The sequence below is a fragment of the Acidisoma sp. genome (genome assembly GCF_965199065.1).
GTDB lineage: Bacteria > Pseudomonadota > Alphaproteobacteria > Acetobacterales > Acetobacteraceae > Acidisoma.
The window spans coordinates 58,191-78,075 of sequence record NZ_CBDAQN010000003.1 but is presented as its reverse complement, the minus strand read 5'-3'; the positions used below and the strand labels follow the sequence as shown (position 1 = coordinate 78,075).

The 19,885-nt window shown below is 61.1% G+C and carries 21 protein-coding genes, 1 tRNA gene and 1 pseudogene; 13 read left to right on the top strand and 10 right to left on the bottom strand.

Annotated features, from left to right (window positions below; translation table 11 throughout):
• The first annotated feature begins 286 nt into the window (after positions 1-286).
• Together ACOEQ1_RS08600 and ACOEQ1_RS08595 are read left to right on the top strand one after the other, a co-directional pair.
• Complete coding sequence (locus ACOEQ1_RS08600) at positions 287-901, top strand: hypothetical protein (protein WP_419758844.1); 615 nt, start codon at positions 287-289, stop codon at positions 899-901.
• 91 nt (positions 902-992) lie between these two features.
• Entirely contained in the window at positions 993-1,175 is a 183-nt protein-coding gene (locus tag ACOEQ1_RS08595) for a hypothetical protein (RefSeq protein ID WP_419758843.1), read from the top strand.
• Positions 1,176-1,717: 542 nt separating this feature from the next.
• Here the strand turns inward: ACOEQ1_RS08595 and ACOEQ1_RS08590 are convergent.
• The gene (locus ACOEQ1_RS08590) at positions 1,718-1,912 is read right to left on the bottom strand and encodes a helix-turn-helix domain-containing protein (protein WP_419758842.1); all 195 of its coding nucleotides are present in this window, start codon (positions 1,910-1,912) and stop codon (positions 1,718-1,720) included.
• The gene (locus tag ACOEQ1_RS08585) at positions 1,830-2,624 is read right to left on the bottom strand and encodes a hypothetical protein (RefSeq protein WP_419758841.1); all 795 of its coding nucleotides are present in this window, start codon (positions 2,622-2,624) and stop codon (positions 1,830-1,832) included. The genes ACOEQ1_RS08590 and ACOEQ1_RS08585 overlap by 83 nt, the downstream gene beginning before the upstream one ends.
• Before the next feature lie 286 nt (positions 2,625-2,910).
• Between ACOEQ1_RS08585 and ACOEQ1_RS08580 the strand changes: the two genes are divergently transcribed.
• The 3 genes from ACOEQ1_RS08580 to ACOEQ1_RS08570 all read left to right on the top strand — a co-directional run bounded on the left by ACOEQ1_RS08580 (position 2,911) and on the right by ACOEQ1_RS08570 (position 5,688).
• Positions 2,911-3,552, top strand: a complete 642-nt coding sequence (locus ACOEQ1_RS08580; RefSeq protein WP_419758840.1) for an HD domain-containing protein — start codon at positions 2,911-2,913, stop codon at positions 3,550-3,552.
• Between the two features lie 123 nt (positions 3,553-3,675).
• Positions 3,676-4,437, top strand: a complete 762-nt coding sequence (locus ACOEQ1_RS08575) for an alpha/beta fold hydrolase (protein WP_419758839.1) — start codon at positions 3,676-3,678, stop codon at positions 4,435-4,437.
• A 384-nt stretch (positions 4,438-4,821) separates the two neighbouring features.
• Positions 4,822-5,688 (top strand): universal stress protein, encoded by an 867-nt coding sequence (locus ACOEQ1_RS08570; RefSeq protein ID WP_419758838.1) that lies wholly within the window; start codon positions 4,822-4,824, stop codon positions 5,686-5,688.
• Between the two features lie 48 nt (positions 5,689-5,736).
• On the opposite strand, the gene ACOEQ1_RS08565 is transcribed toward ACOEQ1_RS08570, so the two are convergent.
• Together ACOEQ1_RS08565 and ACOEQ1_RS08560 are read right to left on the bottom strand one after the other, a co-directional pair.
• A complete protein-coding gene (locus ACOEQ1_RS08565; protein ID WP_419758837.1) occupies positions 5,737-6,564 on the bottom strand; it encodes an alpha/beta fold hydrolase in 828 nt (275 codons plus the stop codon).
• A gap of 57 nt (positions 6,565-6,621) precedes the next feature.
• Positions 6,622-7,446, bottom strand: a complete 825-nt coding sequence (locus ACOEQ1_RS08560; protein WP_419758836.1) for an SDR family NAD(P)-dependent oxidoreductase — start codon at positions 7,444-7,446, stop codon at positions 6,622-6,624.
• A 105-nt stretch (positions 7,447-7,551) separates the two neighbouring features.
• Between ACOEQ1_RS08560 and ACOEQ1_RS08555 the strand changes: the two genes are divergently transcribed.
• Positions 7,552-8,496, top strand: coding sequence for a GlxA family transcriptional regulator (locus ACOEQ1_RS08555; RefSeq protein ID WP_419758835.1), 945 nt, complete (start codon positions 7,552-7,554; stop codon positions 8,494-8,496).
• Positions 8,497-8,550: 54 nt separating this feature from the next.
• On the opposite strand, the gene ACOEQ1_RS08550 is transcribed toward ACOEQ1_RS08555, so the two are convergent.
• Positions 8,551-9,234, bottom strand: coding sequence for an alpha/beta fold hydrolase (locus ACOEQ1_RS08550; RefSeq protein WP_419758834.1), 684 nt, complete (start codon positions 9,232-9,234; stop codon positions 8,551-8,553).
• 133 nt (positions 9,235-9,367) lie between these two features.
• Between ACOEQ1_RS08550 and ACOEQ1_RS08545 the strand changes: the two genes are divergently transcribed.
• From ACOEQ1_RS08545 to ACOEQ1_RS08535, 3 genes are all read left to right on the top strand, one after another.
• Positions 9,368-10,255, top strand: coding sequence for an MBL fold metallo-hydrolase (locus ACOEQ1_RS08545; protein WP_419758833.1), 888 nt, complete (start codon positions 9,368-9,370; stop codon positions 10,253-10,255).
• A 425-nt stretch (positions 10,256-10,680) separates the two neighbouring features.
• Positions 10,681-10,914, top strand: a complete 234-nt coding sequence (locus ACOEQ1_RS08540) for a hypothetical protein (RefSeq protein WP_419758832.1) — start codon at positions 10,681-10,683, stop codon at positions 10,912-10,914.
• Between the two features lie 72 nt (positions 10,915-10,986).
• Positions 10,987-11,310, top strand: coding sequence for a hypothetical protein (locus tag ACOEQ1_RS08535; protein WP_419758831.1), 324 nt, complete (start codon positions 10,987-10,989; stop codon positions 11,308-11,310).
• 1,053 nt (positions 11,311-12,363) lie between these two features.
• On the opposite strand, the pseudogene ACOEQ1_RS08530 reads toward ACOEQ1_RS08535, so the two are convergent.
• The 4 genes and pseudogenes from ACOEQ1_RS08530 to ACOEQ1_RS08515 form a co-directional block, all read right to left on the bottom strand.
• Positions 12,364-13,526 (bottom strand): annotated as a pseudogene (locus tag ACOEQ1_RS08530) (IS3 family transposase).
• Between the two features lie 107 nt (positions 13,527-13,633).
• The gene (locus ACOEQ1_RS08525; protein WP_419760664.1) at positions 13,634-14,530 is read right to left on the bottom strand and encodes an acyltransferase family protein; all 897 of its coding nucleotides are present in this window, start codon (positions 14,528-14,530) and stop codon (positions 13,634-13,636) included.
• Complete coding sequence (locus ACOEQ1_RS08520) at positions 14,497-14,754, bottom strand: acyltransferase family protein (RefSeq protein WP_419760663.1); 258 nt, start codon at positions 14,752-14,754, stop codon at positions 14,497-14,499. Before ACOEQ1_RS08520 ends, ACOEQ1_RS08525 begins: the two co-directional genes overlap by 34 nt.
• 752 nt (positions 14,755-15,506) lie before the next feature.
• Positions 15,507-15,582: transfer RNA gene (locus tag ACOEQ1_RS08515), tRNA-Ala, on the bottom strand.
• 352 nt (positions 15,583-15,934) lie between these two features.
• On the opposite strand from ACOEQ1_RS08515, the gene ACOEQ1_RS08510 reads away from it, so the two are divergent.
• Complete coding sequence (locus tag ACOEQ1_RS08510; protein ID WP_419758830.1) at positions 15,935-16,165, top strand: hypothetical protein; 231 nt, start codon at positions 15,935-15,937, stop codon at positions 16,163-16,165.
• On the opposite strand, the gene ruvX is transcribed toward ACOEQ1_RS08510, so the two are convergent.
• Complete coding sequence (gene ruvX / locus ACOEQ1_RS08505; RefSeq protein ID WP_419758829.1) at positions 16,138-16,596, bottom strand: Holliday junction resolvase RuvX; 459 nt, start codon at positions 16,594-16,596, stop codon at positions 16,138-16,140. The genes ACOEQ1_RS08510 and ruvX overlap by 28 nt on opposite strands.
• Before the next feature lie 51 nt (positions 16,597-16,647).
• On the opposite strand from ruvX, the gene gatC reads away from it, so the two are divergent.
• Genes gatC through gatB form a run of 3 tightly spaced genes read left to right on the top strand, consistent with a single transcriptional unit; the run spans position 16,648 to position 19,881 of the window.
• Complete coding sequence (gene gatC, locus ACOEQ1_RS08500) at positions 16,648-16,950, top strand: Asp-tRNA(Asn)/Glu-tRNA(Gln) amidotransferase subunit GatC (RefSeq protein ID WP_419758828.1); 303 nt, start codon at positions 16,648-16,650, stop codon at positions 16,948-16,950.
• 1 nt (position 16,951) lies between these two features.
• Positions 16,952-18,433, top strand: a complete 1,482-nt coding sequence (gene gatA / locus ACOEQ1_RS08495) for an Asp-tRNA(Asn)/Glu-tRNA(Gln) amidotransferase subunit GatA (protein WP_419758827.1) — start codon at positions 16,952-16,954, stop codon at positions 18,431-18,433.
• On the top strand, positions 18,430-19,881 hold the full coding sequence (gatB, locus tag ACOEQ1_RS08490; RefSeq protein ID WP_419758826.1) for an Asp-tRNA(Asn)/Glu-tRNA(Gln) amidotransferase subunit GatB: 1,452 nt from the start codon (positions 18,430-18,432) through the stop codon (positions 19,879-19,881). The genes gatA and gatB overlap by 4 nt, the downstream gene beginning before the upstream one ends.
• The last annotated feature ends 4 nt before the right edge of the window (positions 19,882-19,885 follow it).

Here is a 19,885-nt window from a genome sequence, read left to right as displayed (position 1 = left end):
CTGAACCCCAACGTCGTCAAGCCGCCTGCTCCACTCGCGGGCGGCACCATGCCGACCATCCGCTGTCCTGCCGTTTGAAACAGACGCGATTCCCGCAGGGTGATCGACCATGGCTGGACAGCGGCCGAATATACGGCCTATCCAGTCGTGACAATAGTAGTGAAGCTAGGCCGCCGCCGTCGAAGTCCCGATGTGTTGCGGATGAAGGCGATCGAGGCAGCCAGGGACCTGCTCGTCTCTGAGGGGCCCGCTTCCGTCACCTTGCTGCGTCGCCACCCGGTTGGGCGTGGCGCACGGCAACATCACCCATCATTTCGGTTCCGCGGCGAACTTGCAGGCCGCGGTGGCCAACCAGGTGATCGATCGCCTGATAATCACCGTCCGGACCGGCGTGCTCAATCTGCGGGCCGGCCGTATCGATGAGCAGGATCTCATCGATACCGTGTTTGACTGGTGTGAGGAGACCGGCGTCGGGCGCTTGATCGGCTGGCTGGTGGCGCAGCGCAGCAAGCATCTGACGACCCTCTATGCGCGCTTTGCCGATCTACCGGCGGCGATCGAAGCCGACGAGACCGAGCAGATGAGGCTGACCCGGGACGATCTGGCGACGATTGTTTGCAGCCTGGTAATCGCTACGCTCGGCCACTCGCTAATTGGAGTCAACCTTTCCGCCACGCTAGGATCGTCCGGACACAGGTTGCCGCCGAGCTCGCGGCGGGGCGCGGCGCGGCGCGGGATCTGGCGACCGCAGCACTACGAAGACAGAGATGGGTCAGGGCAGCTTAATACTGTGAGGCCCGGGAGGAAGAACCCGATGCTGCCGGCTGCCCGAACGACCGTAACCAATGCGAGGGGATCACCTGGACTCTGGCTGCAGCGAAGCCCAGATCTACGGATCTGAGGATGGGCCGGTCGATGGGGCTAGTGCCAACCGGGGATGAGTGCTGCAAACGCCGTGGCGGAGGAGAAGGCCGTGAGGCCTGCAGCCTCAGGTGAACGTTTCCGAGTTGGCCCGGCGATGGGGCGTCAACCGGGGATTGCTGCAAACCTGGCGGCGTGAGGCCATCGGGATGCCGGTGGGGGTGCCGCGCCCTTTGTGCCGCTCCGTCTGGCGGAGGAACCGCCGCCGTCGCGCAAAAATGGCGCGGCGTTCAGTTCCTCCGTCACGTCTATGACGGCGGAATCTGCGAGCCCTCAAGGGACGATCGAGATCGAAGGAGCGGGTCTGCGGATCCGCTTCTCTGGCCCACTCGATGTAAGCGCGCTCCATGCCGTCCTGGCGCATGTCGGACGTCATCGATGATCCTGGGTGTACCTTCGCGTCCTACCTTCGAGTAATGTGACCATACCCTGGGCAGGGATCTCTCGGCGCTGGATTCGGCCATTGCCGCCAAATCAAACCTGTCCGGCGACACCGCTAAGGGCGCCGAGGCCGCAGCCCATCTGGCGAAACTTACCGCCGATGCGCGAGCTGCGGCCGGGCGGCTGCCCATGGTGTTATCCCCGCAGCCTCGGTCATCTTCCGGCGCTTCCTTCTAAATCCATTGATGGCTCTTCGGCGCCAGTGCAGTGCGCTGCTGCAAGCTGAGTGGTCGGCAACGCGGGTGACTCGGGCTATCCCGCAAGTCTTGATTCTGAACACCAAGTGCCTTGATCATTCCGCACCATCTCGATCGCTCCGCATCTACCAGCTCGGTATTTGCTCAGATGCATAGGACTACTCGCACGAGGAATGTTCGCGGCGCCACTGGGCGGGAGTTGCGCCCACCACTCGGGTGAAGTGGCGGCCGAGATGGCTCTGATCGACGAAGCCGCAACTGAGGGAAATCTCAACAAGAGACATATTTGTCTCCCGCATCAGGGACTTCGCACGGGAGATGCGCCTTTGGATGATCCATTGATGAGGGGTCATCCCTCGTTGAAGCGCGGAAAGCTCTCGTAAAATAGCTCGTCGAGATCCCGCACTCAGCAGCCATGGCCGTGATCGACGGATCACCCGCCAAGTTCTCTTCAATGAATTCATGGGCCCGTCGGATTTGCCACGGGCTTAATCCACCTGAGGGACGCAGCCCCCTTGGAATGCCGCCATATGTGTAGATGACATGGTCGTGGAATGCGAGGCCGATATATTCGACGAAGGCCGTGGTCACTTCGCATGAGTTCTCGATCGCAGGTAACAGCGTCAGTGCCAAGCGATGAAGTATCTGATCCTCTTGTCCGAGCTCCTTGGAGTACAGTCCGCCAACCCGACGAATGCCTTTTTCATAGGCCATTTGATCGATGGCGAGCTGAGGCATATGGAAACGGACAGCGTTGTAGGTCGCATCCAGACTGATTTCATTTCGGGACGTGAGATCGAACAGGTAAGCTTTTCCTGGAGCTTGGACGACCGATTGACCTAGCCCATTGATGGATACGCGCGAAAATCGGGCTGCCGCAAGAGGCACATTGAATACGAAGGCCTCCTCCCGCTCCGGTGGTGCTGAGTATCCAGGCTTAGATTCCAAATTCTGGAAGCGAGAGAACGCTATCTGAGTATTGCCGATCAGTTTTGCGGCGATGGTCGGCGGGGGTGGAATTTTAAACCGTTTGCTCAATGCATTCGAAATTCGGTCGGCTAGCACTCAAACGTCTCCTTTAGAGCGGTATTGTCCAAGCCAGTCCCCGTTTATCCCAGACTGGTTATGTTCCTAGCAATAGCATTGGCGTCATCCAAGCGTTATCTGCATAGCATTGTCGTTTGTCGTCCATCGGAAAAGGAGCCTCGCCTAGCTGAGCTACGCGCGCCTCTTGCGAGGCTGGCCCCGTTTCGGCCGCCGTATGGGCGGCGCTGTAATAGAATTTTCACGACCGAGCCACACGTCCAGGAAGCCCAATCCACCAGAAATGTCAGCACAAAAGGAGGAAATTATGTCACTGATGCTCCCCGGACTGTCTGTCCCGGATAGCAAGCTTGCGACGGAGATCACTGAGCTCGTTCGTGAAACGGCGGGTCCGCTGCTGTTTCATCATTCGAGCCGTGTCTTTCATTTCGGCGCGCTGGCTGGACTACATCAAGGGCTTAAGTTTGATGTGGAACTCCTTTACGCCGGTGCAATGTTCCATGACATGGGACTGACACCAAAACACAGCAGCGCCGACGACCGGTTTGAAGTCGACGGAGCGAATGCGGCGCGCGATTTTCTTTTGGCTCGCCGCATATCGCCATCCGACATCGATCTCGTCTGGACCGCGATCGCGCTGCACACAACGCCGGGGATCCCCAAGCATATGCATCCAATCATCGCTCTCGTCACGGCTGGCGTCGAGATGGATGTTCTGGGGTTGACCTATGATGAGTATAGCGACGTCGAACGTGACGCGGTCGTCAAAGCTCACCCGCGCACAGCCCATTTCAAGGAGGACATCATTCAGGCCTTCTATAACGGCATCAAACAGAAGCCGGACACGACCTTCGGCAACGTGAAGGCTGATGTCCTCGCGGATAAAGACCCGCATTTTCATCGAGGCAATTTCTGCTCTGTGATCCGTCAATCAGCTTGGCCGAGCTAGCGTTCTCCGGTCGCCAATTAATCCTACGATACGGCATGTAGGGGCGTAGAGCCTCCAGATGTGACCATCGAATGCCCCATTTATTTGTCCTGCCGAATGGATCGGCGGGTATAGGAACTCTTCATGAAAGTCAGTCTCACCCTGGTCGCCGCTGCATCGCTTGCGGCTTTGTCAGGGATCCCGATTGCCGCTTCTGCAGCAGGATCTGTTCGGAATGTGGTCCTCGTTCACGGCGCCTTCGCCGATGGGTCCGGCTGGAAGCCGGTGGCCGACATCCTGCGCAAGGACGGCTATACGATCAGCATCGTCCAGGAGCCGGAAACCTCTCTGGCGGACGACGTTACTGCCACCAAGCGGATTCTCGATCGTCTGTCCGGCCAGGCAGTCCTGGTCGGTCACAGCTACGGCGGTGCGGTCATTACGGAGGCGGGCGACGACCCGCATGTCGCCAGCTTGGTCTACGTTGCCGCCTTTGCACCTGACGTTGGCGAGAAGCTCGGGCCCCTGACCGGATCGATGCCGCCTGCCGCCGCCAACAGTATCGTCCCGACGGCAGACGGCTATCTCCTCGTCGACCCGGCGAAATTCCCATCTGATTTCGCGGCGGACGTGCCCCTTGCCGAAGCAAGGTTCATGGCTATTTCGCAAGTGCCCGTTAACAGTACGTCCTTCGGGACGCCAATTACGTCTGCGGCCTGGAAGGCCAAGCCCACCTTCGGAATCGTCGCCACACAGGATCGGATGATCAATCCGAACCTGGAGCGTTCGATGTACAAGCGAGCCGATGCAAAAGTGACGGAGATAAAGGGGAGCCACGCCATCTTCCTCTCGCAACCGCACGCCGTCGCGAAGGTCATCGAGGAAGCTGCTCACAGCGCTGGCTAGCCAACTAAATCGAAGGTTGCGCGGGAGGCGGCTTGCCTAAGTCTCCCGCGCGAGTCGGTCCGCGCGTTCGCATACGCACCGCGGCTAACCTCACCGCCTCGCATCCATCAAGCTCAGCAAGGTGCCACGCCCGGACAATGTGGTGCGCACCAGCAAGTGTTCGGAAACCTTGCAGTATGACGCTTTTAGAACGGATGTTAGATCGCTTTCTGCTAAACGTTGTCTTATGGCTGATCCGTTCGATACCGCAGACGGATCATCGCCCGCGAAGCGCTCCGACCCGAGCAAATACCTTTTGGGCGAGCACCGGATTCTTCGCCCTGATGCGCGGTACGAGCCATTCGCCACGAGGGTGCACAATGCGAGACGTAGGGGAGTAGCCTGATGCCTTTCGGACGGATCCTCGTTCCCGTTTATGATGCTAGATTGTTGGAGCTTAAGCTTGCCCACGCTCTACAGGTCGCTGTCCGATTTCACTCGAAGATCGAGGTTATCTTCGTGCATGGGGCCATAGATCCAACGGTAGTCGAGAGTGACCCTATCTTCAATGATAAAGCTCTCGAGATGGCGGAGGAGAACTGGGATAGAGAAAGACCCTCCGCTGATGCAGTGGCCGCCCTCGTGAGAAAATGGGCGGCGGAGATGGGCGTTCGCTCTCAAGGCACAGAAGCCGACGATGCTCGGTCTTGCTGCGTTGGGATTTTGACCAACCAAGGCGCTTCCAATCTGGAAGGACAAGCGCGCGCATCTGACTTGATTGTCATTGGTCAGCCCGACAGAGGAACGACTCATCAGGAACAACAACTCAATAAGACCCTTCTCATGATGAGCGGTCGGCCCATCTTAATCGTTCCTGCAAAGGCCGAGACTTGGCAGAGTATGTTCGACCACGCCATTTTGGCCTGGGACGGCGGCCTGCAGATCTCACGGACGGTAGGGCTTACGATGCCGTTGCTTGAGTCTTGCACGCAGGTGACGGTGTTTAGGTCGATGGAGCCCGGACAGAGCGCCTCCGTTGAGGAGGAAGTCCTAGAGTGTCTGCGCTGCAACGGGATTTCCGCTCGCTACAAAATCGAGACGCATGGGTCGTCCCGAATAGCATCATCACTGCTCACGCATGCCCACGAGACAAAGGCAACGCTCATCTGCATGGGGGCTTACAGCAACCCAAGGACAATGGAGATCCTTATCGGCGGGAACACCCAACATATTTACCATCACTCTGCCTTTCCGGTCCTGATTTCGACCTGAAGGCCGACGGCGATTATGGGCCACGCTCTTCAGACGTGGTGATGCGCTTCAGGCGCCGGCGCGATCATTGCTTCGATGAGCATTCTCGGACCTCAAGCGAATTCGGGAAAGCACATCCATGCAAGCGCGGGCGATATCGCCGGGAGCTTCCAGAGGCGACAGATGACCCACCCCGTTGACGACGCGGAGCTCCGCGTGAGGGAGAGCCGGGGTGTAGATGCGTCGCAGCGCGTCCACGCGCTCAACCCGATCCTCGTCACCGACAACAATGATGGTCGGCACCGTTATTGGTAGCAAGTCGGTGCCGAGTTCCGTCGTCATGCCGTGTTCCGTCCAATATCGCTTGGCTGCAGACGTGCCGCCCAGCGTGTCGGCGATGAGCGCCTCTCTTTCTTGCTCGTCGATCGGCTGATTGGTCAGAACCTTAAGCGCCTCCAGGGCGCCCTGACGCGTCTGGTAGGATTCCAGCATCGCTGCGCGCATCTCCGCGGGCACCTGCATCGGCGTTGGCGGGGCGGGCGCCACCAGGACAAGTCCCGCTAGACCCCGAGGCCGGCGGAGCGCGAAAAGCTGAGCAACCTTGCCGCCCATTGAATGGCCAACCAGGACATAACGCTGAAGGCCAAGAGACGCTACGAGATCCTCCACGTCGTCGGCCATGGCGCCCAGGTCGTGGCGGCCGTCAAGAGCGACCGAGCTTCCCCAGCCCCGCTGGTCAAGGGCGATGGCGTGGACCTTGTCGCCGAGTTCGTGGATGACCCGGTGCCAGGTTCGCGCCGAACCTCCCCAGTAATGGAGGAAAAGGAAGGCAGGCTCCCCGACGCCCAATTCCAGAATGTGGAGGCGAGCGGTCTTCGTTTCGATGAACCTGGACATGGCGGTTCTCGCTTTACAAATGTGAGGTTGCTGCGGCTGGTCTGTTCGGTGGCAGGGTTAGGGTGACCGGAGGCTCCGGTGACGGTCACTCCGATAGCGGACGGCGGGATCGGCTCGCGACAGCTTCCCTCGCATCGCGTGGCGCGCCGCTTCGTAGACATCCCATTGGGCGATATCGGGCAGTGACGGAATGCTTACGATCTCACCGAGATCGAGCCCTGCAAGTGCGGCGTCGACCAGGGTGGCTACCGACATCACCATCCGGCTCGGCAGGCGCATGACCTGGATCCCGCCATTGCCCCAGTACTCGGTCGGCGTTGCTCCTGCCAAAACAACCTGGACCCGGATCCCCTTTGGCGACAATTCCGAGTGGAGCGACTGGCTGAAAGCGAGGACGAAAGCTTTCACGCCAACATAGACGCCGTTGAGCTGTTCGGGTGTGAGCGCGACAATCGAAGCAACGTTGATAAGCGTCCCTCGTCCTCGCTCGGCGAATGCTGGGCAGGCTGCACAGGCAAGGCGCATCGGAGCCGTCACGTCGAGATTGATCATTCGTTGCATCTCGTCGGGGTCGGAGGTGAGCAGCGGCGGCGAGGACGCCTGCCCAGAGTTGTTGACCAACATCGTCAGGCTAGCATCTGTCGCCAGCACCCGCTCGACCGAACGAAGCCCTTTCGCCGTCCCGAGGTCGGCGGCGAGGACCTCCACCGATCGACCGGTATCGTCGGTGACGCCAGACGCAAGTGCGCACAACCGGTCGCGGTCGCGGTCGACCAGGACGAGGTCATGGCCGCGCCGGGCGAGCCGATCCGCATAGACGGCACCGATGCCGGAACAAGCGCCCGTGATCAGCGCAGTACCGCTGTGAAGTTTGGTGTTCATCGTCCTCGCCCCCATCCCGGACGGCCGCTGGAGGGCACCCTAGACTGGCTTGCGGATGGCCGACATGTCGTTTAACCCACCTTTCGAGACATGGACTGATACGCAATGCAGAGGATCGGCCTCGTCGTTCTGCCAGACTTCCAGCCTATTTATCTGGCAGCCTTGTCCGCCTTCGTCTTCGCCAACATCAGCGCGAAGAAGACGCTCTACGACGTCGAGATCCTGTCCGAGCATGGAGGGATGGTGCCAAGCTCTCTTGGCACCATGACCGAGACGCGAAAGTTCGGGGAGCTAGATTACGACACGCTGTTGGTAGGCGGTGGTACGGAAAGCGTCACCGCATCTCCCGCCGTCATCGAATTCATGCAACGTGGACATCTCGCCTGCAGGCGGATCGCATCGATCTGCACTGGCGCCTTCGTGCTAGCGCAGGCTGGCATCCTCGATGGCAAGCGCGTGACGACGCACTGGATTGCGGCCCGCGAACTGAAGGCGCGCTATCCCAAGGTGAAGATGGAGGAGGACCGCATCTTCATCATTGACGGAACGGTTTGGACATCGGCTGGCATGAGCGCCGGTATCGACCTGGTGCTCGCGATGGTCGAAAAGGATCATGGGGCGGAACTTGCGCGCTCCATTGCGCAAATTCTCGTCGTCTATCATCGCCGCGCCGGCGGCCAGTCGCAGCACTCCGAATTGCTGAAGTTGGACGCCAAATCGGACCGCATCCAGAATGCGCTCGACTATGCCCGCCGGAACCTCAAATCTCAGCTCTCAGTCGAGCAACTCGCGGATGCGGCGCATTTGAGCCCTCGCCAGTTCAGCCGGGCCTTCCGGACGGAAACCGGGCAGTCACCCGCCAAGGCTGTCGAGAACCTTCGGCTCGAGGCCGCCCGACTGATGATGGAACAGAGCCGCCATCCAGTCGAGGTTGTTGCAACCGAGACTGGGTTTGCCGACCCGGAGCGCATGCGGCGCGCCTTCATCCGCGTCTTCGGCCAAGCGCCCCAGGTCATCCGTCGGAACGCTCGGCAGGAGATGACCGCCTGAGGATAGTCTGCCGCGTGGTGAAGGCATTCAGCCTCACCACGCGGCAGAAAGCGATCACTCGGCAGCGGCGATAATCAAGTCAGCTACCGCACGCGTATGAGAGAGCATCGGCAAGTGGCTTGAGGGCACGTCGACGACCCTCTTGGCGTTGATGCGGGTTGCCATGGACTTCTGAAGTTCCGGATGGATTGTGTTGTCCTCGGTCGCGCGCAGATAGAAGCTTGGCTTCTCCTTCCAGGACGGAACGGTGATGTTGCCACCGAATGCCGCGCCCGCTAGCGGGTTCTGGGTGGCGAAAATGAGAGCCCGCTCGCCTTCGGGGAGATCCTGGGCGAACACTTCGTCGACACCGGCTCGTGTCAGTTTGAAGAAGCCGTGAGCGTCGGGGCGGATCTGCTCCAGGATTTGCGTCGGCGGTCCACCGGCGCCCAGCGATGCGGCCGATTCCCCAACATCCGGTGCGAAGGCTGCAATGTAGACGAGGCCCGCGACCTTCGGATCCGATCCGGCCTCGGTGATGACCGAGCCGCCGTAGGAATGCCCGACCAGCAGGACCGGACCGTCAATCAGTTCAATCGCGCGTTTCACGGTTGCCACATCCTCGGCGAGGGTGGTGAGGGACAGGGAGACGGCTGTGCCCGTGAGACGAGCTGCTTCGATCAGCGGCAGAACTTTGTCCCAGGATGAGGAATTGGCCCATGCGCCATGAACGAACAGGATGTTGGAGGCTTTGGCCATGATCTGGTTCCTTCTGATGCGACCGCACGTTGGGTCGTCCTGACGGAGCCAGTTTGGCATCGGGCGAGGCAAGATCGCTAGGTCGAAGATCCCGCCTTTTCGGTCAGGCGACGGAAAGCATAGGGCGAGCTCTATGCGGGGCCGCCATTCGGTGTTCGCTCTCCCACTCATTGCTGATTTAGGCCTTGATGGTGCGGGGCTACGCAGCGGCGCGGCACGCTTTACCGTCTATCAGCGAAAGATCGCACAGGAAGTTCCCATGCCTCCAATCGAAATCATTCGTATCCCTATTTTGCCGTTCAAGATGGTGAACGTCCATCTGATAAAGAGCGACGCAGGTTGCGTGCTCGTCGACGCGGGCATACCTGGTTCCGAGCGAAAGATCGCGCGAGTCCTCTTTCGGCACGGCCTGTCTTTCCGGGACATCAAGCTGATCATCGTGACCCACGCACACACCGATCATGCGGGCAGCGCCGCACGCCTGCGCCAGTTGTCGGGTGCCCCCATTCTAGCGCATCAAGACGATGCCGATTTTTACAGTCGTAGGGAGCCGATGACGTTCTGCCCGACAGGTTTAGTCGGCAGGTTGTTCCTCAGAACGCCGCTCCCGCACCAGCCGTATGAAGGTTTCCTGCCAGACTTGATGATGAAAAATGGAGGCTCGGTGAGCCTTCGGGACTTTGGTTTCGAGGGGCTTGTTCGTCATACGGCAGGACATACTCCCGGCTCGATAGCAGTTGAATTGTCTTCACAAGACGCCCTGGTTGGTGATTTGCTAGCGTCCGGCATTCTGATTGGCGGCATCGCGTTCACCGGTCGTGCAATTCGTCCTCCGTTCGAAGATGACCCAAATGCAGTCGCACGTGAGTTGAAGCGGATGCTACAAGGGGGTTCCAAACGCTTCTACATGGGCCATGGCGGACCTCTGGAGGCGGCCGAAGTCATGCGGCACGCGAACTCCCTGGCGTCGTTGGCGCGGAGGCTGTGCTCAACTGGTCACTGCGCTCATGCCTCGTACTGAGCGCTAGAAGACCGCCATGACGCCGGGCTCGACACCTTAACTAGAAACGTTTGCGTTACAGCCCATGCCCAGCGAAGGCAGGCGTTAGCGGGGAAGCGTGTTTGGGCATGGCCATTTTCGTGTGTTTCAGCACCGAATCGGAACCCCCTTCTATTTTCAACATAAGAATTTGAAATCACGATAGAGCTATCCCTGGGGATGGGGTCCAGATCGGCGCCGATGGGGACCCCATACATGGAGCAAATATGGACACCTTATCACGCCTGTAGCTTAGATTTTCATCGGGGTCCCATCTCGGTGCTGATTTACAGGCGAGGGGAGGGGCCCGGGCCTCCACTATCGGGCGCAGGGTCGCCGCGATCCGGTATGCCCTTAAGCTCGCGGGCATCGAGCCTCCGACCAACGCAGAGGGTGTCAAAGCGACGATGCGCGGGATCCGGCGTTCGATCGGCGCGGCCAAGGTCCAGAAGGCGCCAGCTACGGCCGATCTCATCCGCGTCATGCTCGACACTTCCCCTGACGATCTTCGCGGGAAACGGGACAGGGCTCTCCTGGCGATTGGCTTCGCCGGCGCATTTCGCCGCAGTGAGCTAGTTGCTCTGGAAGTCGGCGACCTGGTCGAGGCGCCCGACGGGCTGCGTGTGACGATCCGGCGGTGAAAGACGGACCAAGAAGGGGCAGGGCAGGAGATTGCCATTCCCCGCGGCGCAAAGCTCCGGCCGGTTGAGGCTATGAAGGAATGGCTGGCTGCCTCCGGCATCACAAGCGGTCCGATCTTCCGGCCCATCAACCGCGGCGGCAGGGCCAGCGTAGCGGTTCTGAGCGCCGACAGCGTGCCCGACATTGTGAAGGCACACTGCCTGCGGACCGGCCGCGACCCGACGCTGTTCGCCGCCCATTCTCTTTGGTCGGGTTTCCTGACCTCCGGCGCTGAAGCCGAGCCCTCGGTCTTCAAGCTGATGGAAGTATCCAGGCACAAGTCGGTCGACACCCTGCGCGGCTACGTTCGGCGGGCGGATCTATTCAAGGATCACGCGGGTGCGGCGTTCCTATGAGCCCTCGACGCGATAGAGATGGCCCATCCAGCACTACTGCCAATCTCGATCCTATGTTGAGGTAGTCTGGTCGGGGAGATGACCAATGAGAGCGCCGCTAGCGGTCGTTTTACTTCTTGTCGTTTCGTGCTCCACCTTAGCCAGAGCGCAGGACACGACAGCCGGTCAGCCTCCAAGTGGCGCTTATTTCCCATCGAGCAATAGCCTGTCGACGCCACCCGAAGCGGCAACGCCCGTCGCGCTGACACCTGTAACACCGGTGCCGGCGGCTGCGTCGCCACTGCCGCAATCAGTTCCGCCAAAATTGGCCCAGAACAATAACACTTCGGCCACCGGGTCGCAGACCTGCGGCATGAACGCGGACCTTGGAGGCGGCTGGAGCATAGGGCTGCTCGCCAACTTCGCTCAGCCTCAGATTTTCACGTTGAGCATCACAGGGCCCTTCACCTTTCCAAGTGACGGCGTCGAACGAATCACGCTCGGCTATGACCACGGCAGTCAAATCCTGGCCGGGGTTGCATCTTCGAATACGATTTCCATTCCACTAGACGCCACGACTTTCCCGCAATTCCTACATGGGTCACGGCAGGCGCTTCGATGGCGATCGAAGAGGGGCCATCAGCGGCAACTAGGATGGACCTGACTGGCACGTCAGCCGCTATCGCAAAGTTTGGTCAATGCACAGAAGCCGATGACTTCACCCAGCTTCCGCCTCCTTGGCATGCCCCAACGCAGGCGCAAATATCGGCCGCAGCATCGAGTGAAGCTGCACCTCAGCCTCGTACCCAAGCTGTAGCCTCGGCTACTCCTCCCGCGACTATCGTTCCGCCAGCCAATTCGAGCGCACCGGTTCCGGCCGCGGAGGCAGACCCCGATGCCATGCCGGTGTACCAAACCGACACCTTTTGGCCTGGAGTCAGATCATTCCAGTACATGTGGGCCGTCTGCCAAAGGGGTCCTCCTCTCGTTACTCCACCCAAAAGTAACGCTGATCCATGACCCGAGACTCAAATATCCCGTGTATCTAAATGCCAATTTGACCCTACCCCTGAGTTAGGGCCGTACAAAGCTGGAAATCTCCTGTTGCATCGTCGCGGTGAGCGCCGGTGCGGAGCCCGTAAGAGGCTCAAGCACCGGCGTGGTGGTCGTGGTCAGGAACTCTATGGGCGACAGCCGTCCGAGCGCTGAATGCGGGCGCTTGGCGTTATAGTGGTGGCGCCATTCGGCGATCTCGTCGCGGGCGTGGCGGAGGGATCGGAACCAGTGCAGGTTCGGGCACTCGTCGCGCATGCGGCCGTTAAAACTCTCAATGAACGCGTTCTGCACCGGTTGCCCGGCTCGATGAACCGCAGGCGAACCCCGGTGCGCTCCGACCAGTCTAACATCGCACGGCTCGTGCCCTCCAGCCCGTTGTCGAGAACGATCTCTTCCGGTAGCCCGAGGTGCCCGGCCAACTCGTCGAGATAGCGGGCGACACGCGCCCCGGAGATCGACAGATCGACGAGCTGCCCAGGACAGAAGCGGCTGTCGTCGTCCACAATATTGAGGACCCAGAACCGGCGATGGTCGGCAAGCTGGTCGCTCATGAAGTCGAGTGACCAGCGCTGCATCGGCCGCTGAGGAACCTCAGCTGCGACACGGTCGCGCCGGGGGAGCTTACGGCGCTTCTTCGTGCGCACCTGAAGCCCTTCGACACGATACAGGCGCTCCGTGCGTTTGTGGTTCACGACCAGCCCTTCCCGCCGTAGCATCGCGTGTAGGCGGGGGCAGCCGTAGCGGCGGTGTGCCGATGCCAGCACACGCATCCGCCCAATGACCGCACCGTCGTCGCGCGCGACAGGTCGATACTGCGCCACCGAGCGCGATAAACTGACGATGCGGCAACTCCGCCGCTCACCTAAACCCAGTGCGCTCATCAGAAAGCCCACGGCTCTGCGCTTCGCCACGGGCTCACCGCTGTTTTTGCAGCAGCTCCTTCATCGCCGACATGTCCAGCACCTGATCGGCGACGATCCGCTTGAGTTTGGCGTTCTCAGTCTCCAACTCCCGGAGCCGCTTCGCATCTGACGGCTCCATGCCGCCGAACTTCCTCCGCCAGGCGTAAAACGTCGCCCCACTCACGCCGTGCGACGGCAGATGTCATCAACCTTCGCCCCAGCTTCGGGCTCCTTCAGCATCGCGATGATCTGCTCGTCACTGAACCTGCTGTGCTTCATCAAACCCTCCTCCTTTATCCATTCAAAGGTGGAAAATCCTAGTTCGCAATGGCCTGGAAAGCAGGGTGAGGGTCAAGGGGAGTAAGCCAGCGTCTTTGTTTGGCAGACTAGGCTTGGCGGAGGCTCCGGATGTTCATAATCCTGCTTGTGAAACATCGCCCCGCTTGCACGCCGGGAATTTCAATCAGCACATGTGTAGCGGTGGCCAACGCGACCAGAAGCAGCGCTGCGATCATGACTATGATCCAGTGAAGCCACGGGGAGGACAAGGCGTCAGCACGGACCACAGCCGGCCAGAACACCACAAACAGGACAGGTCCCTGAAGCAGGTAGATACCATAGCTGATGTCGCCTAAGCGCCTTGCGCCTTTGGTTAGAAGCAGTCCAAAAATCGTGCCGTCAGTGACCACCAATATGAACGCCAACCCAAGGCCAGTGATCGATGCAATCCCAAAGACGTGGGTTGAGAAGAACAGCACAAATGCCACCAAGATGATAATCATGGACGACATTGCCCATTGTGGAGCCTGAAAGCGGTCAAGCACCTCTGTCGATTTAGCGGATGCCGCAATCATCCCAATGAAGAACATCAACGCGGCAGAGGCATCCATGCTGGTCAGATGTAATGCCGTTTTTAAAACGCCTACAAAAACATAACCTAAGATCGGAAGCAGAATACCAAGCAACCTGTTGCGTGCAAAAAAAGCTATTACTAGAAGGCTAGCGTAGAAGAACCACTCAAATTGGAGTGACCAAGTTACCCCAGCTGAGATTAGAAACGTGTTGTTGTGGCCGTTAACATCGCTGGCCGGCAAAATGCCGCCAGACAGCCACCTAACCATTTCTTTTAAAAGTTCGATTGGTGAGACCTGCAAGTTCCAGTGCGTCAACACGCCAACCACTGCAAAAACAATGCCCGCTAAGAACACGTACAACGGGATTATACGGAAGATTCTGCCGATATAGAGCTTTAGGAAGTCTGGTCTGCCTTCGGCTCGGAGGATCTGTGTCCAAACAGATAGCCAGTTATCATAAAAAACACAGTGACCCCAGCCTTCCCAATATTTGTGTAGAACACCGAGGGGGGCACGTCCCATCTTCCTGTAAGGAGATATTGATGGTAAATAACTGAATGGTGGATGAAAACGCCAATGGCTAAGAAGCCCCGTAGCCCGTCGATGGTCTGTACGCGTGCTCGAGTTGTCGTTGGTGGCGTATCCGCGAGCATCATTGCGGGGGAGGAAGCGACCGCCGTTATCACTAACAGGCAAACAAGCGACGGCCAAATCGCGTAGAAGTTCATTTCGCCCCGTTGGCACTTTCGAACTTGATGTAGTTGCGGCGAAGCTTCTATGGCTAGTTCACCAGATGGGTGGAGTGGCAGCGCGGTCCGAAGGATAAGATGTCATTCGGCAGAGAAAATGCTGCTCCATGTGGGTCGGGCTTCGCGAACGATACCTCAGAAAGGTAAGTTCAATCCTGACCCTTATGCTAGGAGCGCCGCGCCATGAGTGGCTAATAAAGATCACCGGGCCGACACCGGAAATCAAATCGTCGGAGACTTGCTTCGTTAAGATGATGCCTTGCTAGCCGTGAACTTCGGGGTGCCCCGCAGCGCACGGGCACCGCGCCCCTCCCTTGAGGGTGGAACAGCGATAAGGGGTGGCGTAGGCGCAGGGGTGTTCCCCCGATCGGTGCAAGCCCGATCCACTCGACCACCGGCCCCGCAACTACCAGGCGCACAATGGCCGAAGAAGTAGATCGCGCTCCCAACACGTTTGTTATGAACCGGGCAGATACCGCCACTCGCTCTTTCCCTGATGCTAACCCGCCTCGCGTTACCTTTGCTCCATTCGTCGAACCACGGAGGCGGCGCCGGCTGTCGCGGGCCAGCGCAAATCAAAGGGACGGTTCTAAGGTGGGTGTGCGGCGCAAGGAACCAGCCAGAAGCAACGATCCAAATATGTTAAGCCCGGCGCTTGGTGGAGCCAATCGGAATCGAACCGACGACCTCCTGAATGCCATTCAGGCGCTCTCCCAACTGAGCTATGGCCCCGCCTTGGGTGGGCGGCATATAGACGCGCCGCGACCGCGCAATCAAGCCCCGTCGATCCGGAACCTACCCGAACCTCACGCATGGCTGAACCCTGAGCCTCTATCTCACCCCTGAGAACTACGCTGCCGAGCGGCTCGCGACCACCAATCGCGCTGCCTTCCGGCATTGGCTGGGCGCCGTCCATGGCGTTCAGCTTGCTCCAGGCGACCCGACGCTCCGCGCCTGGGCCGAGGGCGATCCCCGGGCCGCCGCGGCGCTCATCCTGCACTTCGCAGGTCCGGAGTTCTCATCGGCCCGGCTGGCTGCGGGGCTGCTGCTAGAGGCCGATCTGCGCCCCGATGACCGCATTCTCGTGCTGGGTCCGTCACCGGACTGGCTGCCGCTGGCGCTGCAGGCGACACAGGGGCTCGCCGAAAGCGCCCAAGATGCGACCGTCCTCGTCACCGATCACCTGCCGGAGACCCTGCCGCACAAACTCTGCCGGTTGATCCTCATTGGCGGCGCGGACGCAATGGTCTCGGCGGAGATTACCCTCAGCCGCCCCGAAGACTGGACCTATCCGAGCGAATCGAGCGCCGACTGAAGAATACGTGCCGCGGCCATCCGGTCGACCACAGCCGCCCGGCGCTTCCGGCTGATGTCGGCGCTGATCAGCAACTCATGCACCTCGGCGGTCGTCAGCGTCTCATCCCAAAGCGCTGCCGGAAGTCCCACCGCGTCCGAAATCGCCCAGGCCCAGTCGCGCGCCGCTTGCGCCGCCGGACCCATCCGCCCGTCTGAGGCCAGAGGCAGACCCACCACCAGCCCGCCCGCGCCCTCGCGCGCCGCCAGCCGTTGTAGCTCCGCCGCGATGCCGGCGAGCTTCTTGCGCGGCAAGGTGCCGTAGGGGCTCGCCACCTTCAGCCGCACGTCCGACAGGGCCACTCCTATCGTCTTCGAGCCTGGGTCGAGCCCGATCAGGCGTTCGTCGCGTTCCAGCCCCGCGCAAAGCTCACTCAAGTTGATGACAGGCATGGGCACCTTTATGGTCCGCCCCTCCCTAATTCCCAAGGACGTTCTTGTTCCATGGCCTCTGCATCCGCTGCCCTCGACCCCGCCGCCGTCCGCCGCATCGCGCGGCTGGCGCGCATCCGACTGGCCGACGAGGATGTGGCGCAACTCCAATCCGAACTCGGCGCGATTCTGGGCTGGATCGAGCAACTGAACGAGGTCGATGTCTCGGGCGTGGATCCGCTCGCCTCGGTGGGATCGGCGACGCTCGCACTCCGCGAGGATGTGGTGACCGATGGCGACCAGACCGAGGCTGTGCTGGCCAATGCGCCGGCGCGCTCCGGACCTTTCTATACCGTGCCGAAAGTGGTGGAATGAGATGACGCTTGAATTCACCCTAAGCAGCGCGCGCGACGCTCTGCGTGCTCGCCGGATCTCCGCGCGTGAGCTGACGGAGGCGCATCTCGCCGCCATCACCGCGTTGGAGCCGGAACTCCACGCCTACATCACGGTCACGCCCGAGTTGGCGCTGGCCCAGGCGGACGCCGCCGATGCGGCGATCGCGCGGGGCGAGGGCGGACCGCTCGCCGGGCTGCCGATGGCGATCAAGGATCTGTTCTGCACCAAGGGTGTGCGGACGACGGCGGCGAGCCGCATCCTCGAGCCGTTCGTGCCGCCGTACGAGAGCACCGTCACCGCCAACATGCTGCGGGACGGCGCGGTGTTCCTCGGCAAGACGAACCTCGACGAATTCGCGATGGGGTCCTCGACCACCACCTCGGCCTTCGGGGCGACCATCAACCCGTGGCAGCGGCGCGGCGCCAACACGCAACTGGTACCGGGCGGCTCCTCGGGCGGCTCGGCGGCGGCGGTCGCGGCTGGCATGGCGCTCGCCTCGACGGGCACCGATACCGGCGGGTCGATCCGCCAGCCGGCGTCCTTCTGCGGCATCGTCGGCATGAAGCCGACCTACGGGCGTTGCTCGCGCTGGGGCGTGGTCGCCTTCGCCTCTTCGCTAGACCAGCCTGGACCCTTCGCCCGCACGGTGGAGGACACCGCGATCCTGCTCGGCTCGATGGCGGGGCATGACCCGAAGGACAGCACGAGCGTCAACCGCCCGGTGCCGGATTATGCCGCCGCCTGCCGTCGCGGCGTGAAGGGGCTCCGTATCGGCATTCCGCGCGAATATCATGCGGAGGGCGTGTCGTCCGAGATCGAGGCGTTGTGGACCCAGGGCATCGCCTGGCTCCGCGACGCCGGTGCGGAGATTGTCGACGTCTCCCTGCCGCACACGAAATACGGCCTCGCCACCTACTACATCGTGGCGCCGGCCGAGGCCTCGTCCAACCTCGCGCGCTATGACGGGGTACGCTTCGGGCTGCGGGTGCCGGCGAACGACCTCACCGACCTCTACGAGGAAACCCGCGCGGCCGGGTTCGGACCAGAGGTGCGGCGGCGCATTCTCATCGGCACCTATGTGCTCTCGGCGGGCTATTACGACGCTTATTACCTCAAGGCGCAGAAGGTGCGGGCGCTTATCCTGCGCGACTTCACGCAGGCGTTCGAGCGCGTCGATGCGCTGCTGACGCCGACGGCGCCCTCGGCGGCCTTTGGGCTCGGTGAGAAGAGCGACGACCCGGTGCAGATGTACCTGAACGACGTGTTCACCGTGCCGGCTTCCATGGCTGGCGTGCCGGGCATTTCCGTGCCGGCGGGGCTGGACGCCGACGGACTGCCGCTCGGGTTGCAGGTGCTGGGGCGGCATTTCGACGAGGAAACAGTGTTTGCCGTGGGCGCGGCGCTGGAGGCGGCGGCGGGCTTCTCGGCCAAACCCGCCATCTGCATGGAGGCAGGACGATGAGCGCATATGTCATCGAGGGTGCGACCGGTCCCTGGGAGTTGGTCATCGGGCTGGAAGTCCACGCTCAGGTCGTCTCGAAGGCGAAGCTGTTCAGCGGGGCCTCAGCCGAATATGGCGCAGAACCCAATAGCCAGGTGAGCTTTGTCGACGCGGCCTTCCCCGGCATGTTGCCGGTGCTCAACGGTGAATGCGTGGCGCAGGCGGTGCGGACCGGCTTGGGCCTGAACGCAGAGATCAACCTCGTCAGTCGTTTTGACCGCAAAAACTATTTCTATGCCGATCTGCCCGCGGGCTATCAGATCAGCCAGTTCGCTCATCCGATCGTGGGCAAGGGCGTCATCGATATCGAGCTGGAGGGCGGCGCTATCCGCTCGATCGGCGTGACGCGGCTGCATCTGGAGCAGGATGCCGGCAAGTCGATGCACGACCAGCACCCGGCGCTGTCCTTCATCGATCTCAACCGCTCTGGCGTGGCGCTGATGGAGATCGTGAGCGAGCCGGATATGCGCGCGCCGGAGGAGGCGGGGGCATATCTTCGGAAGCTGCGGACCATCATGCGCTATCTTGGCACTTGCGATGGCAACATGGAGGAGGGCTCCATGCGCGCGGACGTGAACGTCTCGGTGCGAAAGACGGGGGAGTCCTTCCGCACGCGTTGCGAAATCAAGAACGTCAACTCGGTTCGCTTCGTGATGCAGGCGATCGAGGCCGAGGCACGGCGCCAGGTGGAGATTTGGGAGGCGGGCGAGGAGGTTCAGCAGGAGACGCGCCTTTATGATCCGGGCCGCGGCGAGACGCGCTCGATGCGCTCGAAGGAGGACGCGCACGACTATCGTTATTTCCCCGATCCGGATCTGTTGCCGCTGGTGATCGAGCGGGCATGGGTGGATGAGCTGGCGGAGGGTCTGCCGGAATTGCCGGATGCCAAGAAGGCAAGGTTCATGAGCCAGTACGGGCTGCCCGCCTATGATGCGGGCGTGCTCGTGATGGAGCAGGGGACAGCCGATTTCTATGAGGTTGTGGCGCGTGGGCGGGACGGAAAGATCGCGTCCAACTGGATGTTGGGGGATTTCTTTGCAGGGCTGAACCGGATGGGGCGGGGGATCGAGAACAGCCCGGTCTCGGCCGAGGCGCTTGGTGGGCTTCTGGATCTGCTGGCGGACGCGACGATCAATGGCCGCATCGCCAAGGAGGTGATGGAGGCGATGATGGAGACGGGGGAGACCGCCGCCGCCATTGTCGAGGCCCGGGGGCTGCGTCAGGTGACGGACACGGGCGCGATCGACGGTGCGGTGGATCAGGTTCTGGCGGCCAACCCGGACAAGCTGGCGGAGTATAAGGGCGGCAAAGATAAGCTGTTCGGGTTCTTCGTGGGGCAGGTGATGAAGGCGATGGGCGGCCGGGGCAATCCGGCCCTGGTGAACGAGGCTCTGAAGCGGAAGCTGTGAGACG

Coding starts and splice junctions, on each gene's coding strand:
- ACOEQ1_RS08590 (WP_419758842.1), bottom strand. CDS start 1,912: ATGACCCCTCATCAATGGATCATCCAAAGGCGCATCTCCCGTGCGAAG.
- ACOEQ1_RS08580 (WP_419758840.1), top strand. CDS start 2,911: ATGTCACTGATGCTCCCCGGACTGTCTGTCCCGGATAGCAAGCTTGCG.
- ACOEQ1_RS08575 (WP_419758839.1), top strand. CDS start 3,676: ATGAAAGTCAGTCTCACCCTGGTCGCCGCTGCATCGCTTGCGGCTTTG.
- ACOEQ1_RS08570 (WP_419758838.1), top strand. CDS start 4,822: ATGCCTTTCGGACGGATCCTCGTTCCCGTTTATGATGCTAGATTGTTG.
- ACOEQ1_RS08565 (WP_419758837.1), bottom strand. CDS start 6,564: ATGTCCAGGTTCATCGAAACGAAGACCGCTCGCCTCCACATTCTGGAA.
- ACOEQ1_RS08560 (WP_419758836.1), bottom strand. CDS start 7,446: ATGAACACCAAACTTCACAGCGGTACTGCGCTGATCACGGGCGCTTGT.
- ACOEQ1_RS08555 (WP_419758835.1), top strand. CDS start 7,552: ATGCAGAGGATCGGCCTCGTCGTTCTGCCAGACTTCCAGCCTATTTAT.
- ACOEQ1_RS08550 (WP_419758834.1), bottom strand. CDS start 9,234: ATGGCCAAAGCCTCCAACATCCTGTTCGTTCATGGCGCATGGGCCAAT.
- ACOEQ1_RS08545 (WP_419758833.1), top strand. CDS start 9,368: ATGCGGGGCCGCCATTCGGTGTTCGCTCTCCCACTCATTGCTGATTTA.
- ACOEQ1_RS08540 (WP_419758832.1), top strand. CDS start 10,681: ATGCGCGGGATCCGGCGTTCGATCGGCGCGGCCAAGGTCCAGAAGGCG.
- ACOEQ1_RS08535 (WP_419758831.1), top strand. CDS start 10,987: ATGAAGGAATGGCTGGCTGCCTCCGGCATCACAAGCGGTCCGATCTTC.
- ACOEQ1_RS08520 (WP_419760663.1), bottom strand. CDS start 14,754: ATGCTCGCGGATACGCCACCAACGACAACTCGAGCACGCGTACAGACC.
- ruvX (WP_419758829.1), bottom strand. CDS start 16,596: ATGCCTGTCATCAACTTGAGTGAGCTTTGCGCGGGGCTGGAACGCGAC.
- gatC (WP_419758828.1), top strand. CDS start 16,648: ATGGCCTCTGCATCCGCTGCCCTCGACCCCGCCGCCGTCCGCCGCATC.
- gatA (WP_419758827.1), top strand. CDS start 16,952: ATGACGCTTGAATTCACCCTAAGCAGCGCGCGCGACGCTCTGCGTGCT.
- gatB (WP_419758826.1), top strand. CDS start 18,430: ATGAGCGCATATGTCATCGAGGGTGCGACCGGTCCCTGGGAGTTGGTC.